Consider the following 14,434-nt stretch of genomic DNA (forward strand, 5'->3'; position numbering starts at 1 on the left):
TTCATATTTCACCTGTAACCAAAAGCTAAACATTTCTCAGGGCGTATGAATAAGTGTACATTTCCGCAGAAATTCACGTTTACTAAAGAAAAGATAAAGGTAAGGAATAGATAGGTTCTATTAACGAAGGATACTGAGAATAAAGGGGAGAAACATATGCCAGAGCAGCAAAACAGTAAATTACCAATTATTATAGCTTCTGTAATCATTGCAGGGATCGGGGCAGTATTTCTAAATCGTTCAGCCCGTGACACGGTGAAGGAAAAGTCTTCAGAGGCAAAAGAAACGGCCAGTCAGTACAAGGAAAATGCCAAAAACAGTGATGCAGTGAATAAGGATGACTTCATGGAACGTATCCAGAACGCTACAGAGCTGGCAAAAACAATTGGTACCCAGCTTCAGGAGGTATATAATAATTACGGCAAAGATCTGATCGCCCAGGTGCAAAAAGTGAAGGATGACTCAGAAGAAGTAGTATCGACAGCGAAAGAAGCTGGCGAAGAGTTGAAAGGCGTAGGCGACACGGCAAAGGATGCCGGGGAAGAATTAAAAGAAGCCGGCAGCCAGGTAAAAGAAGCTAAAGACGAAGTTGCAGGTTCTGACGATAATAATGATACTAAAACAAAAGAGTATCAGAGCGCTACCGATGCTTCCAAGTACAGCGACAGCGATCTTCCAACGATCGGATCTACCGGAAACATGGATGAAGATATTAACAAATCGGCAAGAGAATAATGCCTGGACTCCGAAGATCCCCTTCGGAGTCTTTTTATATGCAGGGAAGTATTGAATAGCCAGTTGAATGTGTTTATAATTAGTTAAGCGCTTAACTATATTTTTATAATTTTGTGAAAGCGGTATCAGCTGCACAAACGAAAAAGTGAGCATCGACATTCAATAAGATAACGGTGCAGGTAAACGATACGTGCACCTCGAAGAGAGTCTATCAAAACTATTTGACCTGCATTAGGGCGAGATGAAGGGAGCCAAAGCGAACGTTTTAAAGCATAGGAATATTTTTGGCAGCGCAGGCAAAGCTTCTGAAGTCAAAATAAAATGAAATTTCCTGAAGGAGGGTTACGATGCCGTTAATACGAATGGATGTTATCGAGGGACGCACGGAAGAAGAATTAAAATTGGTCGCAGACGCCATACATGATGCAGTCGTAGAAAGCTTTGAAGTTCCGGAACGAGACCGCTATCAGATAATTAATCAGCATAAGCCGTATGAAATGTATATTGAAGATACCGGGCTCGGCTTTGAACGGACAAATAATATTGTAGTTATTCAGGTGATCAGTAAAACACGTACAGCAGAGCAGAAAAAACAGCTGTATAAAAAAATTGCCAATAACCTGCAGGACCGCTGTTCTATAGCTCCGGAGGACGTGATGGTGTCAATCACTGATAACACAGAAGCGGACTGGAGCTTCGGACTGGGAGAAGCCCAGTTCTTGAATGGGAAACTGTGAAGGCTGGAGACTGCTTGCGGGCAGTCCCGGCCTTCTTTTGTCAGAATATTGCATTCACCCGGGCGGGGGAGTACGATAATGATAAGTTGTTAAAGAGAAGGGAGAAAGGAGCTGCTTGTATTGCATGAATGGGAAGAACAGCTGCGTGCTCTTTTAAGTGATAAACGGGTATTTACAGAGCTTGCCGACCGTTACAGCTACAGCTTTGATGCCTCTTTTGGCGAGCATCTGCCGGAGGTGGTTGTACAGCCTAAAACGATCGAAGAAGTACAGACGATCATGAAAATTGCCAACCGGTTCGGACTGGCTGTAACGCCCAGGGGGCAGGGCACCTGTCTGAGCGGTGGCCCGCTGCCGGTTAAGGGGGGAATCCTGCTGGATATGGCGCAATGGCCCCGGGAAATTGACGTTTTCGCTGATGACTTGATTGCGGTCGTCACCCCGAGTGTGCTGACGGCTGATATTCATACGGCTGCCGAAAATTACGGTTTAATGTACCCGCCTGATCCAAGCAGTGCCCACGTATCAACAATTGGTGGGAATCTGGCTGAGAATTCCGGGGGGCCGAGAGGGCTGAAGTATGGAGTAACCAAGGATTTTGTAATTGGTCTTGAAATCGTTACCCCGGAGGGCGAGGTGATGCACACAGGCGGTCGTACCATTAAAAATGTAACCGGTTACGATTTAACCAAGCTGCTCGTCGGCTCCGAAGGGACGCTTGGAGTAATTACAAAAGCGACGCTCAAGCTGGTGCCAAAGCCTCCGGCCGTACAAACGATGATGGCTGCCTTTACAGACATGGCAACAGCCGGGAAGGCTATCTCCAAAACGCTCACCTCAGGAGTGCTTCCGGCAAAAATGGAATTTATGGACCGGGCCTGTATTGAAGCCGTTGAGCGGTACCGCCCGTCAGGCCTGCCCACTGCCTCGGAAGCACTGCTTTTGATCGAACTCGACGGCCATCCTGAGACAATTAAATTAGAAGCCAAACAGGTGAAGCACATTCTCGAGGAGTTAAAAGCAGATCCAATTATTACAGCCGAAAGCGACGAAGAAGCACAGAAGCTGTGGAGTGCAAGAAAGCTTGTGTCGCCGGCAATTGCGACGATCAAACCGACAAAAATTTCCGAAGATGCCACAGTGCCAAGAAGCCGGATTCCGGAAATGATGGAACGGCTGAAGCAAATCAAAGAGGATTATCAGGTGGAGCTCGTCGTGTTTGGACATATCGGGGACGGCAACCTGCATCCGGATATTATGTGCGACCAGCGTGATGAAGAAGAAATGATACGCGCTGAAAAAGCGGTGGCGGAAATCTTCCGGGCAGCCCTGGAGCTTGGAGGCACGCTTTCCGGAGAACACGGTATTGGCACGATGAAAGCCCCCTTTATGGAACAGGAAATGGGAGAGGTGGGAGTATCAATGCTAAAACGGATCAAAGAAGCCTGGGATCCAAACAACATTATGAACCCGGGGAAAATATTCGCAGAAAAAGGGCAGAAGCTGGTGCTGCGTGATGGCTGATACACTAAAAGACATGCTGCGCTACGATTTGACCTTTGACTGTGTGCAGTGCGGCTACTGTCTTCCTGTCTGCCCGACATACGAAACAATGGAGCGCGAGACGCATTCCCCGCGCGGCCGTATTAATTTAATCAAAATGGTTGCAGAAGGAAAAGCGTCAGTGGAGGATTTAAAACAGCCAATCGACAAATGCCTGGGATGCATGGCGTGTACGACCGTCTGCCCGACTGATGTACAGTACGGCCAGCTGTTTGAAAGTGCGAAGCATGTGATCGATGAATATGAAGAAAAAACGTTCATACAGCAAAAGACCGAAAACTTTTTATTTCACTCCTTCTTTCCTTCTGGAGCATGGATGGATCAGCTTGGAAATGCAACATGGCTGTACCAGGTGAGTGGTCTGCAAAAAGCGGCCCGGGGGCTGAATTTAATGTCTGCGGCACCGCTTCATCTCGGTAAATTTGAGCGGGTGCTGCCATCGGCCCCCTCGCCTAAAGAGAGGCATGCAAGGAAAAATCGTCTGCACCCGGATGGCCCGGCGAAGGCAGTGGTCGCATTTTTCACCGGGTGTGTAATGGACAGCGTATTTTTTAAGCAAAATGAAAAAACGATGGAGCTGCTCCGGCTTTCTGGAGCGGAAGTGCAGCTTCCGGAGGCGCAGACCTGCTGCGGAGCGCTGCACGCCCATGCAGGTAAAGAGCCTGAAGCTGTCACGCTTGCCAGGGAAAATATACAGGCCTTTGAAGAAAAGCCAGTTGATTATATCGTAAACAACGCCGGGGGCTGCGGAGCCCAGCTCCATAAATACGGGGAGCTGTTCGCCGGCGACCCGGAGTGGGAGCAGCGGGCGAAAGCTTTCTCCGAGAAGGTGAGAGACATTACAGAAGTACTGGTGGAGCTTGACGGCCTGGAGTTTACCGGAAAGGTCGAGGAAACCTATACGTATCAGCCTTCCTGTCATATGACGAATGTGCAGAAGGTAAAAGAACCACCGCTGCAGCTGCTCCGCTCAGTGCCGGGGGTAACGCTTAGAGAGCTCGATCAGCCTGACTTCTGTTGTGGTTCGGCAGGCATCTATAACATTACGCAGCACGAAGATGCAATGAATATTCTGGATGTGAAAATGGAAGACGTTAAGCGGCAGCGCCCAGAGGGAATTGTCACGACCAACCCGGGCTGTATGCTCCAGATGAAATTGGGGGTACAGCGTGAAGGTCTCGAAGAAGAAATTGATACGGTGCATATTGTCGATCTGCTGATGAAAGCTAAGCCTGTAACTAAAAAGGCGGTGCAGGCGTAAAAGTAAATGAACAACTGGAAGGGCCTTTTGGTTTAGCGGCAGCGCAGAAGGGGGAAATGGTAACGAGTGTAAAAAGAAACTGAGGCGTGAAGGGAGAAGGTAAAACCATGGTGCTGATTGATACAATATTTGTGGTTGCCACCTTCTTCTGGATCGCCGAATTTTTTTTATTCAGGCAGAAGGCTCCCTCAAAAGAGCCGGAGCTTACTGAACGACGCTCGTTCCGCTGGATACTTGCGGCTATTATTTTGTCGATGGGGACAGCAGTGGTATTTGGCGAGACTGGTTTTCTCAGCCTCTCCTCAGTTTGGCTGCAGGCTGCCGGGCTTTGTCTGTACGGAGCCGGTATTGGCCTTCGGTATTGGGGAATTCTTCATTTGCGGGACCAGTTCAGCAGAGACGTTTCTGTCAGAAACGGGGACCGCCTGGTAAGCAGCGGTCCGTACCGTCGTTTGTGCCATCCGCTTTATACCGCTTTATTTTTCATTGTACTTGGCTTTTGCTTATTCATGAATAGCCCCGGAGCAGCAGTCATAAGTACAGGAGTCATGGTGCCGGCACTTCTTTACCGAATCCGTATTGAAGAAGAAATGCTGCGTCAAACGCACGGCGATACGTATCGTTTATGGTGCCGGCAGAGAAACCGGCTAATTCCATTTTTGTACTAATTCACGGAGGTGTGCTATTTGAAGAAAAAAGCAATTGTCATTGGCGGAGGCCTTGGAGGCATGTCCGCAGCTATCCGGCTGCAGACGGATGGATATGAGGTAACGTTACTGGAGAAAAATGAAAATCTTGGCGGCAAATTAAACCGCCGCAGCGGCAAAGGATTCACCTTTGACACCGGACCGTCCATCCTGACGATGCCATGGGTGCTTGAACAGCTGTTCCACAGCGCGAACCGCTACCTTGATGACTACATACAGGTAGAACGGGTTGAACCGCAGTGGAAAACATTTTTCGAGGACGGAACATCACTGAATGTTACGAGCGATCTGCCCGGCATGATTGAAGAGGCAGCGAAAGTAACGGATCAGCCTAGCCGTAAAATAACAGAATTTTTATCCTATACAGAAGAAATGTATGAATTATGCATGAAAAGCTTTTATAAATACAGCATCGAAGATTTAAAGGATTTGAAAAGTCACCACACGCTGGGTGACTTAATGAAGATGGATCCGTTGAATACGGTGGCCAAAGCGACGCATAAACAGTTTGACAACAAATACCTCGAGCAGATGTTCAACTTCTTCATTATGTATGTCGGATCCAATCCATACGCAGCGCCAGCTATTTTAAACCAGCTTGTCTATGTTCAGCTTGGGCTCGGCATCCATTATGTGAAGGGCGGCATGTACAAAATTGCCGAGGGTATGGAACGCCTGATGCAGGAGCTCCGGGTTGATATTCATCTGAACAGCCCGGTCAGCCAGCTGCTGGTGGAAAACGACCGGGTGACTGGTGTGGAAACAGAGGATGGAGACAAGTATGAGGCGGATGTTGTCGTTTCGAACCTTGAAGCAATTCCGGCCTACAATACGATTGCTCCTTCGGAAACGAAGGCAAAAAAAGAATCCAAAAAGCTAAGCAAAACGTTTATTCCTACTGTTTCCGGTGTCGTGCTGCTTCTCGGGGTGAATAAAAAATTCGACGGTCTGCACCATCACAATTTCTTTTTTTCAGAGGATCCTGAGCTTGAATTCAAGCAGGTATTCGAAGAAAAGGTTCCAGCTGATGACCCGACAGTGTATATTGGTATCTCCGCCCGGTCGGATGAGACCCAGGCGCCGGAAGGAAAAGACAATCTGTTCGTCCTGACGCATGTACCTCCGATGGATGCCAAGCAGAAAAAATCCTTTGACTGGGATAAGTACCAGGAGACAATTTTGAATAAATTAGAGCGAAACGGACTGGACGGCCTGCGGGAGTCGATCGAGTTTGAATACCGTTTCACTCCGGAAGGCCTTGAAGAACTCTACGGCGCTAACGGAGGCTCGATTTACGGCGTAGCCTCTGATCAAAAAGTGAACGGCGGGTTCAAAGTGCCGGCGAAAAGCAGAATATATGACAATTTGTATTTTGCCGGAGGGTCCACGCATCCCGGCGGTGGTGTACCAATGGTGACACTGTCCGGACAGCTGACAGCAGATCTGATTCAAAAACACGAGCAGGCAGAAGTGAAAAAATAGCCTGATAACCCTTCCTTATAAAAAAGGAGGGGTTTTTCCTGTTATGGGCTCATGATGCGAACAAAGGAAAGGAGGCATAAGCCTTGGTTTTGTGATAATATAAATTAAGTATGGGATTCAACGAAAATCAAAGCGAATTGGCGATAATTATACATAAAACGGGGGTTACATACCGATGGTACAATCAAAAGCTTCAATTACAGCATTAGGATCTTTTGTTCCGGAAAAACGACTGACGAATGATGATCTGGAAAAAATGGTGGAAACAAACGACGAGTGGATTACGTCCCGCACCGGCATCAAAGAACGCAGAATCACGGAAGAGGACGAATTCACCAGCACGATCTGTTTGAAAGCAGCGGAAGAGCTGCAGCAGGTGAGCGGCAAGACGATTGACGACGTGGATTTGATTATTGTGTGCACGTTGACGCCGGACCATAAAACGCCGAGTGTTGCCTCTCTCGTGCAGGCCGGCCTTGGCATTTCCGGCGCAGGCGCTTTTGATTTAAACGCTGCTTGTGCGGGCTTTTCCTACGGACTGCACGTGGCAGATGGTATGATTACCTCCGGTCTTCACCGTAAAGTGCTGGTGATCGGCGCTGAAACACTTTCCAAAATTACAGACTACACGGACCGTGCCACATGTATTTTGTTCGGGGACGGCGCCGGTGCCGCTCTTGTGGAAGCGGACGAAAGCAGCCCCTCCTTTCTTGCGGCCCTCACGGATTCGGACGGAAAAAAAGGAGAGTACCTGTACTGCACCGATTTGTCCAACCAGATTGGCGGCCACGAAGTGGATCCGGATGGTTATGTGGTCCAGAACGGACGGGAAGTTTACAAATGGGCGGTTAAGACAGTGCCTCAAGGTATCGACAAGCTTCTTAGTGATGCAGGAGTGACGATTGAGGACATCGACTGGTTTGCCCCGCACAGCGCGAACATGAGAATGATCGAGTCGATTTGCGAACGTACCGGTATTCCAGTGGAAAAGACGCTGACGAGCCTCGAATATTACGGCAATACCTCATCTGCTACGATTCCGTTGTCTCTCCGGGAAGCACAGAAGGACGGCCGACTGAAGAAAGGTGACCTCGTGCTTATCTATGGATTTGGCGGCGGTCTGGCACAATCAGCTTTATTAGTCCGCTGGCATGCAGAATAATGGAACTGAAAAAGCTCCCGGAAACGGGGGCTTTTTTTGATGGACCAAATGAAGAGAAATCGTCTCGCATATAATGTCTGCAGTTAAGAGGTAACGGTAAAGGTTACGATTATAGTGCGGCGGGTATATAGAGTAGGTGATCAATTCAGAAAAGCATTGGAGGAAATAACATGGCAGAGGTTGAAGGAAAAGTAGTTATACTGACAGGTGCTTCAAGCGGTATCGGTGAAGCAGCGGCTAAGGAATTAGCCGCTAAGGGAGCTAAAGTAGTGCTGGCTGCCCGCCGCGAGGAACGTCTCCAGCAGCTTCAGAAAGATATCGAACAGAACGGCGGTACTGCAGCCTATAAAGTAGTGGATGTCACCTCCCAGGAGCAGATGGACGAACTTGCCCGGTTTGCCAATGAAACGTACGGCCAAATTGACGTTATAGTAAACAATGCGGGGCTGATGCCGCTTTCGATGCTCCGGAACCGGCAGTTTGAAGACTGGAATCAGATGATCGATGTGAATATTAAAGGCGTACTTTACGGTATTGGTGCCGTGCTGCCCTACATGAGAGAAAGAAAAGAAGGCCACATTATTAATGTTTCCTCAGTAGCTGGCCATCAGGTATCTCCGGGTGGTGCCGTCTATAGCGGAACGAAATACGCTGTGCGCGCTATTTCGGAGGGGCTTCGTAAAGAAGAATCGCCGGAAAACAACATCCGCTCTACCATTATTTCACCTGGGGCTGTGGAATCGGAGCTTACTGAAACGATATCGGATAATCAGGTGAAAGAACGCGTAGATGAGCTGTATAAAAACGCGATCTCTTCAGAAAGCATTGCCCGCACCATTCGGTATGCGATTGAAGAACCGGCGGAAGTATCGGTTAATGAAATTGTCGTACGTCCAACTGCCCAAATGTAAAAACAACGGCACCTGTCTACACGGACAGGTGCTGTTGTCATTTATAGCGGCATATAGAATTTCACCATTGAAACAAAGCGTTTACGGGTAAAGAAACTCATAGAGTGAAGGAGGTTTTTGATGGCAGAACTATCATTTAAATATGTACATGTGAACGGCATTCGTCTTCATGTCGCTGCTGCGGGCCCAAAGGACGGAGAAATGGTTATCCTTCTGCACGGCTTCCCGGAATTTTGGAGAGCCTGGGAAAAGCAGATGCTCGCCCTGGCGGAGGAGGGCTATTTTGTTGTGGTACCTGATCAGCGGGGCTATCACCTGAGCGCCAAGCCCTCCGGAACAGCATCCTATACAATGGACGCTCTCCGGGATGATATCATCGGCCTCATTTTTCACTTCAAAAGAGAAAAAGCCGTAATAGCCGGGCATGACTGGGGCGGGGCAATAGGCTGGTATATGGCACTTACCCGTCCGGAATACATTTCGTTGTTTATCCCTGTTAATATGCCGCATTTAACAGCTATGCCAAGGACAATGCTCACCCGTCCAATGGACTTGCTCAAAGGGTATTACATGGCGGCCTTCCAGCTTCCCGCCCTCCCTGACAAAGCGGCTGCCATGTTCCAATACGCTGCATTGAAAGCTCACCTGACTGTGACGAGCTGTCCCGGAGCGTTTTCAGAGCGGGGCCTGGACGCATACCAATTTGCCTGGTCTCAGCCCGGCAGCGTAACGGCCATGTTCAATTGGTTTCGGGCAATCCCATTCGGGCCGGCAGAAGCGATGAGTACAGAAACTATCAATGTGCCCGTGCGTATGATCTGGGGTATGCATGATTGGTTTTTGGGCACCGCTGCTGCTAAAGAGAGCCTGAAATACTGCAGCGATGGAAACGGGGTTTTTATTGAAGAAGCGACGCACTGGGTACATCATGAACAACCGGAGCTCGTTACGCAGTTCATCAAAAGCTTTATTCAGGAAAAACAACTAGGGGGCAGTACGTATGCAGAATATCAGCTTTGAGACAATAACGGTAAACGGCGTTTCTTTACACACGGCACTGGCTGGGCCGGAGGAGGGACCGCTTGTGGTGCTTCTGCATGGCTTTCCGGAGTTTTGGTATGAGTGGAGACATTTAATCGGACCGCTTGCAGCACGTGGATACCGGGTGGCGGCGCCGGATCAGCGCGGATACAATCAAAGCAGCAAGCCGCTTGAAATTGAAGCTTATGCCCTGGACGAGCTGCGTGATGACGTGACAGAGCTCATCAAAGCACTGGGACGGGAAAAAGCAGTGATCGTCGGCCACGACTGGGGCGGAGCGGTCGGGTGGTACACGGCAGCCTCAAGGCCGGAATACGTGGAGAAATTTATTGCTATCAATATTCCACACCTGCCTGCTATGCCGGCGAGCATGAAAAAAGATCCCACGCAGCTTTTGAGAAGCTCGTATATGCTTTTTTTTCAGCTTCCGAGACTGCCGGAAAAGCTGCTTGCCTATAATGACTTTGAGGAGTTTGCCAACGGACTCGTAAAAACGAGCAGGCCCGGAGCTTTTACCGGGGAGGATCTGGAAAAATATAAAGAAGCATGGTCGCAGCCGAATGCGGCCACAACCATGATCAACTGGTACAGAGGGATGAGAAAAGGGCCAAAGGATATTTTGGAATCAAGTCACGTGACTCCGCCAGTACGGATTATCTGGGGTGTGGGAGACGCCTTTTTATCGAAGGCCTCTGCCCGGACAAGTCTTGAATACTGCCGTGCCGGAGAGCTGATTTTTGTATCCGATGCCACGCATTGGGTAGTTCATGAGCAGCCGGATATTGTAGAGCGGCTGGTGACGGAATTTATAGAACAGACGTGAAGCCGCCGCTCAGGCATTGGCTCTGCGGAAGCTGATGGTGGCAAGCGCGATCAGAATAGAAGTGAAAATAATTAAAAAGAGCAGTTCCTCTGCCACTGTTACTGTACGCCCGAACAGCTGCAGGCTCAGTCCGAGTGCATCCTGGGCGGCGACCGGGAGATCTCCGGCGCCGGTCATTACTTTTTTCATAGCGTCTACGCCGTAGGTGACAGGATTAACCTTAACAAGGATATCCATCCAGGCTGGCATATTCGTTACTGGAAACAATGCTCCGGAAAGAAACACCATTGGAAACACGAGTACCTGCACAATCAGCTGGAACCCCTGCGTTGAGCGAAGCAGGCTTGCTATCAGCAGGCCAAGGGAAGCGAGCGTGCAGGAAAGCAGAAACATAATTGGCAGCACAGCCAGTACGTTGCTCCATTCGTAGGTTACGCCTAGAACAGGGATTAAAATAAACATCAGCACGCCCTGCATAAACGCAACCGTAGAGGCCCCGAGCATTTTACCGATGGCAATGTTCACCCGGGAGACCGGGGACACGAGAATTTCTTTCATATAGCCGAATTCTTTATCCTGGATAACTGATAAAGAAGAGAAAATTGAAGTCATTAAAAGGGTCATGGCGACAATCCCGGGAAAAATAAACGTAAGGTAATTAAAATCTTCGATTTCAGAGGTTTGATTCATCACCAGATTTTCCATCGTTCCGCTGAAGCCCCCGCCAAAAATAATTAAAAATAAAATAGGCATCGCAAAAGATCCAAGCAGACGGGGGCGATCCCGGATGAATTTCATTAAATCCCGCTGCCAGATGGCAAAAATACCTTCCATATGTATGTTCTCCTTTCTTAGGCGGGGCCGGCTTTAATATCTCGCCCTGTATAAGACAAAAATACGTCGTTAAGCGTGGGCCGGCGTATGTTCAGGCTCGTAATAGGGACGGGGATCTGCTGCAGAAAAGTGGATATAAACTGGTCGCTGCTTGGTACCTGGATACGCAGAATGCCTGCTTCCTGTTTTATTTCGGCTTCCGGCATAGCTGCCTGCAGCTGCTTAGCGACAGTGTCATTATCCTCGGTGCCGAGTTCAATGACGTCTCCGCCAACCTGCTTCTTTAAGCGCTCCGGCGTATCAAGGGCGATGATAGTTCCTTTATCCATAATAGCGATACGGTGACTGATTTCTGCCTCATCGAGGTAATGGGTGGTAAGAAATATCGTAATATTTTCCTTTTCCTTCAGGCGGAGAATATACTCCCAAATATGGGCCCGCGTCTGGGGGTCAAGACCGACAGTGGGTTCGTCCAAAAAAAGAACCTTCGGATAGTGCAGCAGGCCGCGGGCAATTTCAAGCCTTCGTTTCATCCCGCCGGAGAATTCTTCTACTTTTTTCTTTTGATTGTCGACCAGATCTACAATTTCAAGCACTTCCTGAATACGTTCTGCCCGTTTATTTTTAGGCACACGGTAAAACCGGCAGTGAAGCTTTAAGTTTTCAAGAGCACTTAATTTTTCGTCGAGTGTATTTTCCTGAAAAATGATGCCAATGCTTTCACGGACTTTTGCTTTTTGTTTAAATGCGTCATATCCATTAATGGTAACGCTTCCGGAAGTGGGAGCGAGCATCGTGCAGATCATGTTGATAGTCGTGCTTTTTCCTGCACCGTTCGGGCCGAGAAAGCCGAATATCTCGCCCTGCGCGACATCAAAATGAATGCCTTTGACTGCTTCCATGTCTTTGAATGATTTTCGCAGATCGTGCACTTGAATAATAGGCTCCATACATTTACCCCTACTTTAGCCATAGTCATTATGTTAGCGTAACTATATAACTTCAGGCAGTTATCGTCAATGGATACGAAAATGAAGAAGGGGTAGGTAATCAAAATTCAGGGTATTGGTTGTATAGAAAGAAGGGGGCAGAAATCATGGAACTTCGAGACCATGTAAAGAAATATTTGGAGCAGAACAATTCTTTCGAGGTGGAAACGGTGGAGGAAGTAGTCGATGAACGCAGACGAAGAAACGAAATGACCTTAGCTCCGTCGGAACGGCCTGCTGTAGCTGAAGTCTTGGATAAAGATATTGATTTAGAAGGACGGACCCTGACCGTGCGCAGATATAAACCAGCATCTGAAGAGCCGCTTCCTGTAGTGATTTTTTTTCATGGCGGCGGATTTGCCGTAGGGAGCCTTGAAACTCATGACACCTTCTGCCGGGTGCTTGCCAACGAACTGGAGGCGTATGTTGTAGCGGTGGACTACAGGCTTGCGCCGAAGCACCCGTTTCCGTCAGGAGTATACGACTGCCTGGACGCTGTTCGCTGGGTGCTTTCCGAGTACCGGGAATGGCCGAATACAGAGGACCGGTTTTACCTGTGCGGTGACAGCGCTGGAGGAAATATTGTCTATGCAGCCTCTACGCTGCTCCGAAGAGAGCAGACATACCTTGAAGGACAGATGCTTCTGTATCCTGTCGCTGATTTTTACAACCGGGAGGAGGATCCGGCGTACGTATCGTATCATCGTTTTAGTGAGGGATACGGCCTGACGGCCAAAAATATAGGCGACTTTTGGGCGCATTACTTAGCGGCCTGGGATGAACGCAGAGATCCGCTCGCTGTACCGATGCGGGATGAAGATAAGCGGGAAAACCCTCCTACTCTTATTATAACGGCAGAATATGATGTGCTTCGGGATGAAGGCGAGGAACTGGCGCGTCAGCTGAAAGAGGCAAATGCAGAGGTGCATCACCACAGGGTGGATGGTACCATTCACGGATTTATCAATCAGTTTCCGCTCGAGGAAGACGGGCAGGAAGCGATGCATTACATGAGGGCGTTTGTACACAAGCATATTGGCAAATGATGAAACCCCCATCCAGCTTCTGCCGGATGGGGGTTTCAGGCAAGCGGCAGTTTAGTCTGAGAAGTCCGGGATCAGCCGCTGCTCCTGAAATTCACGAAGCAGCTGCCGGAGCATGTCATCACTGTTCACGACTTCAGTAAAACCAAACTGTTTTACTTTATTAGTATCAGACATCACATCATACTCTACATTGAAAATGAAATCACCGAATGGCCAGGCGGCCAGTTTCTCAAATGGAATATTCTGCAGACTGTATTTTTCCTGCATTTCCTCCCATAGATCCTGCTGCAGCGGCATGAAATCAGAAAGTGTAATTGTTTGCACGGGCCCGGTGTTCATTTGGAATTCCTCGGCGATGACCGGCCACATGTGCTCCCACCGAAAGAAGTCACCATTGGTAATATTGAACGTCTCAAATGCACACGGTTCATGCAGCGCAGCCCATACGGAACAGCGGGCGAGCAGGCCGGCGTCGGTCACCTGGGCAAGTGATCGGTAGGTAACATCCTTTCCCGGAAAACGAAGGGGGAGGCCGAGTTCTTTAGAAATAGAGGCATAAACAGCAATAACCATGCTTAAATTCATGGGAGTGCCTACCGAATAGCCACATACCACGTCGGGACGCAAAATTGTCCACGACCAGCTTTTTCCTTTCTGGCGGTTTCGCAGGTAATCCTCCTGATTGTAATAAAAGTTCGGCGGCATATGGCGCGGGTCGTTTTCCCGTGCCGGGGTTTTAAAAGCGCTGATGTGCGCACCGTACACTTTGGCTCCCTGCATCAATACGACACGCTGGAGCCGGTCGGAAGTCGCTTCCACGGCCTGGACGGCGCTTTGGAGCATATTGGTATTAACTGTGATCTGTTCTTTGGAGAGTGGATCATAATCCTGATAGGCTGCGTAAAAAATATGAGTGACGGCAGGCACATCCTGAAGTGCCTGCATTATTTCTTCTTCCTTTAAGAGATCAGCCTCCACGTAATAATCGGCCCCGTGGATGTCTTCAGGCTGGTGCCGGGAAATGCCTACAGCGGTCCAGTCTTCGAGCGATGAAATATGTTTTAAAATACTGTGCCTATGATGCCGGTCGCTCCTACGATCAGGGCGGTTTTAGTCATTACAGAGGGCTCCTTTCAGGATATA

The 14,434-nt window shown here is 48.9% G+C and carries 14 protein-coding genes; 11 read left to right on the forward strand and 3 right to left on the reverse strand.

Annotated elements, in window-relative coordinates; translation table 11 throughout:
- Nucleotides 1-156 precede the first annotated feature (156 nt).
- The 10 genes from ACTRXF_RS05800 to ACTRXF_RS05845 all read left to right on the forward strand — a co-directional run bounded on the left by ACTRXF_RS05800 (nt 157) and on the right by ACTRXF_RS05845 (nt 10,422).
- Complete coding sequence (locus ACTRXF_RS05800) at nt 157-735, forward strand: hypothetical protein (protein WP_474260995.1); 579 nt, start codon at nt 157-159, stop codon at nt 733-735.
- Between the two features lie 347 nt (nt 736-1,082).
- Entirely contained in the window at nt 1,083-1,472 is a 390-nt protein-coding gene (locus ACTRXF_RS05805; protein ID WP_474260996.1) for a tautomerase family protein, read from the forward strand.
- A 120-nt stretch (nt 1,473-1,592) separates the two neighbouring features.
- Complete coding sequence (locus ACTRXF_RS05810) at nt 1,593-2,996, forward strand: FAD-binding oxidoreductase (protein ID WP_474260997.1); 1,404 nt, start codon at nt 1,593-1,595, stop codon at nt 2,994-2,996.
- Nucleotides 2,989-4,296 (forward strand): (Fe-S)-binding protein, encoded by a 1,308-nt coding sequence (locus ACTRXF_RS05815; RefSeq protein WP_474278264.1) that lies wholly within the window; start codon nt 2,989-2,991, stop codon nt 4,294-4,296. Before ACTRXF_RS05810 ends, ACTRXF_RS05815 begins: the two co-directional genes overlap by 8 nt.
- Before the next feature lie 107 nt (nt 4,297-4,403).
- On the forward strand, nt 4,404-4,964 hold the full coding sequence (locus ACTRXF_RS05820) for a methyltransferase family protein (protein WP_474260999.1): 561 nt from the start codon (nt 4,404-4,406) through the stop codon (nt 4,962-4,964).
- Between the two features lie 18 nt (nt 4,965-4,982).
- A complete protein-coding gene (locus tag ACTRXF_RS05825) occupies nt 4,983-6,485 on the forward strand; it encodes a phytoene desaturase family protein (RefSeq protein WP_474261000.1) in 1,503 nt (500 codons plus the stop codon).
- A gap of 175 nt (nt 6,486-6,660) precedes the next feature.
- Complete coding sequence (locus ACTRXF_RS05830) at nt 6,661-7,647, forward strand: beta-ketoacyl-ACP synthase 3 (RefSeq protein WP_474261001.1); 987 nt, start codon at nt 6,661-6,663, stop codon at nt 7,645-7,647.
- Nucleotides 7,648-7,817: 170 nt separating this feature from the next.
- A complete protein-coding gene (locus ACTRXF_RS05835; RefSeq protein WP_474261002.1) occupies nt 7,818-8,558 on the forward strand; it encodes an SDR family oxidoreductase in 741 nt (246 codons plus the stop codon).
- Between the two features lie 120 nt (nt 8,559-8,678).
- Nucleotides 8,679-9,578: an alpha/beta fold hydrolase gene (locus ACTRXF_RS05840; RefSeq protein WP_474261003.1), complete on the forward strand. Its 900-nt coding sequence runs from the start codon at nt 8,679-8,681 to the stop codon at nt 9,576-9,578.
- A complete protein-coding gene (locus ACTRXF_RS05845) occupies nt 9,559-10,422 on the forward strand; it encodes an alpha/beta fold hydrolase (protein ID WP_474278266.1) in 864 nt (287 codons plus the stop codon). The genes ACTRXF_RS05840 and ACTRXF_RS05845 overlap by 20 nt, the downstream gene beginning before the upstream one ends.
- A gap of 9 nt (nt 10,423-10,431) precedes the next feature.
- On the opposite strand, the gene ACTRXF_RS05850 is transcribed toward ACTRXF_RS05845, so the two are convergent.
- Together ACTRXF_RS05850 and ACTRXF_RS05855 are read right to left on the reverse strand one after the other, a co-directional pair.
- Nucleotides 10,432-11,256: an ABC transporter permease gene (locus ACTRXF_RS05850; protein WP_474261005.1), complete on the reverse strand. Its 825-nt coding sequence runs from the start codon at nt 11,254-11,256 to the stop codon at nt 10,432-10,434.
- Nucleotides 11,257-11,273: 17 nt separating this feature from the next.
- Nucleotides 11,274-12,206, reverse strand: coding sequence for an ATP-binding cassette domain-containing protein (locus tag ACTRXF_RS05855; RefSeq protein ID WP_474261006.1), 933 nt, complete (start codon nt 12,204-12,206; stop codon nt 11,274-11,276).
- A gap of 146 nt (nt 12,207-12,352) precedes the next feature.
- Here ACTRXF_RS05855 and ACTRXF_RS05860 point away from each other — a divergent pair, with 146 nt between their 5' ends.
- Complete coding sequence (locus tag ACTRXF_RS05860; protein ID WP_474261007.1) at nt 12,353-13,291, forward strand: alpha/beta hydrolase; 939 nt, start codon at nt 12,353-12,355, stop codon at nt 13,289-13,291.
- Between the two features lie 51 nt (nt 13,292-13,342).
- Here the strand turns inward: ACTRXF_RS05860 and ACTRXF_RS05865 are convergent, their stop codons facing one another.
- Complete coding sequence (locus tag ACTRXF_RS05865; protein ID WP_474261008.1) at nt 13,343-14,269, reverse strand: SDR family oxidoreductase; 927 nt, start codon at nt 14,267-14,269, stop codon at nt 13,343-13,345.
- Nucleotides 14,270-14,434 lie beyond the last annotated feature (165 nt).

The organism is Marinococcus sp. LNHM3E3-2.2, from assembly GCF_056034385.1.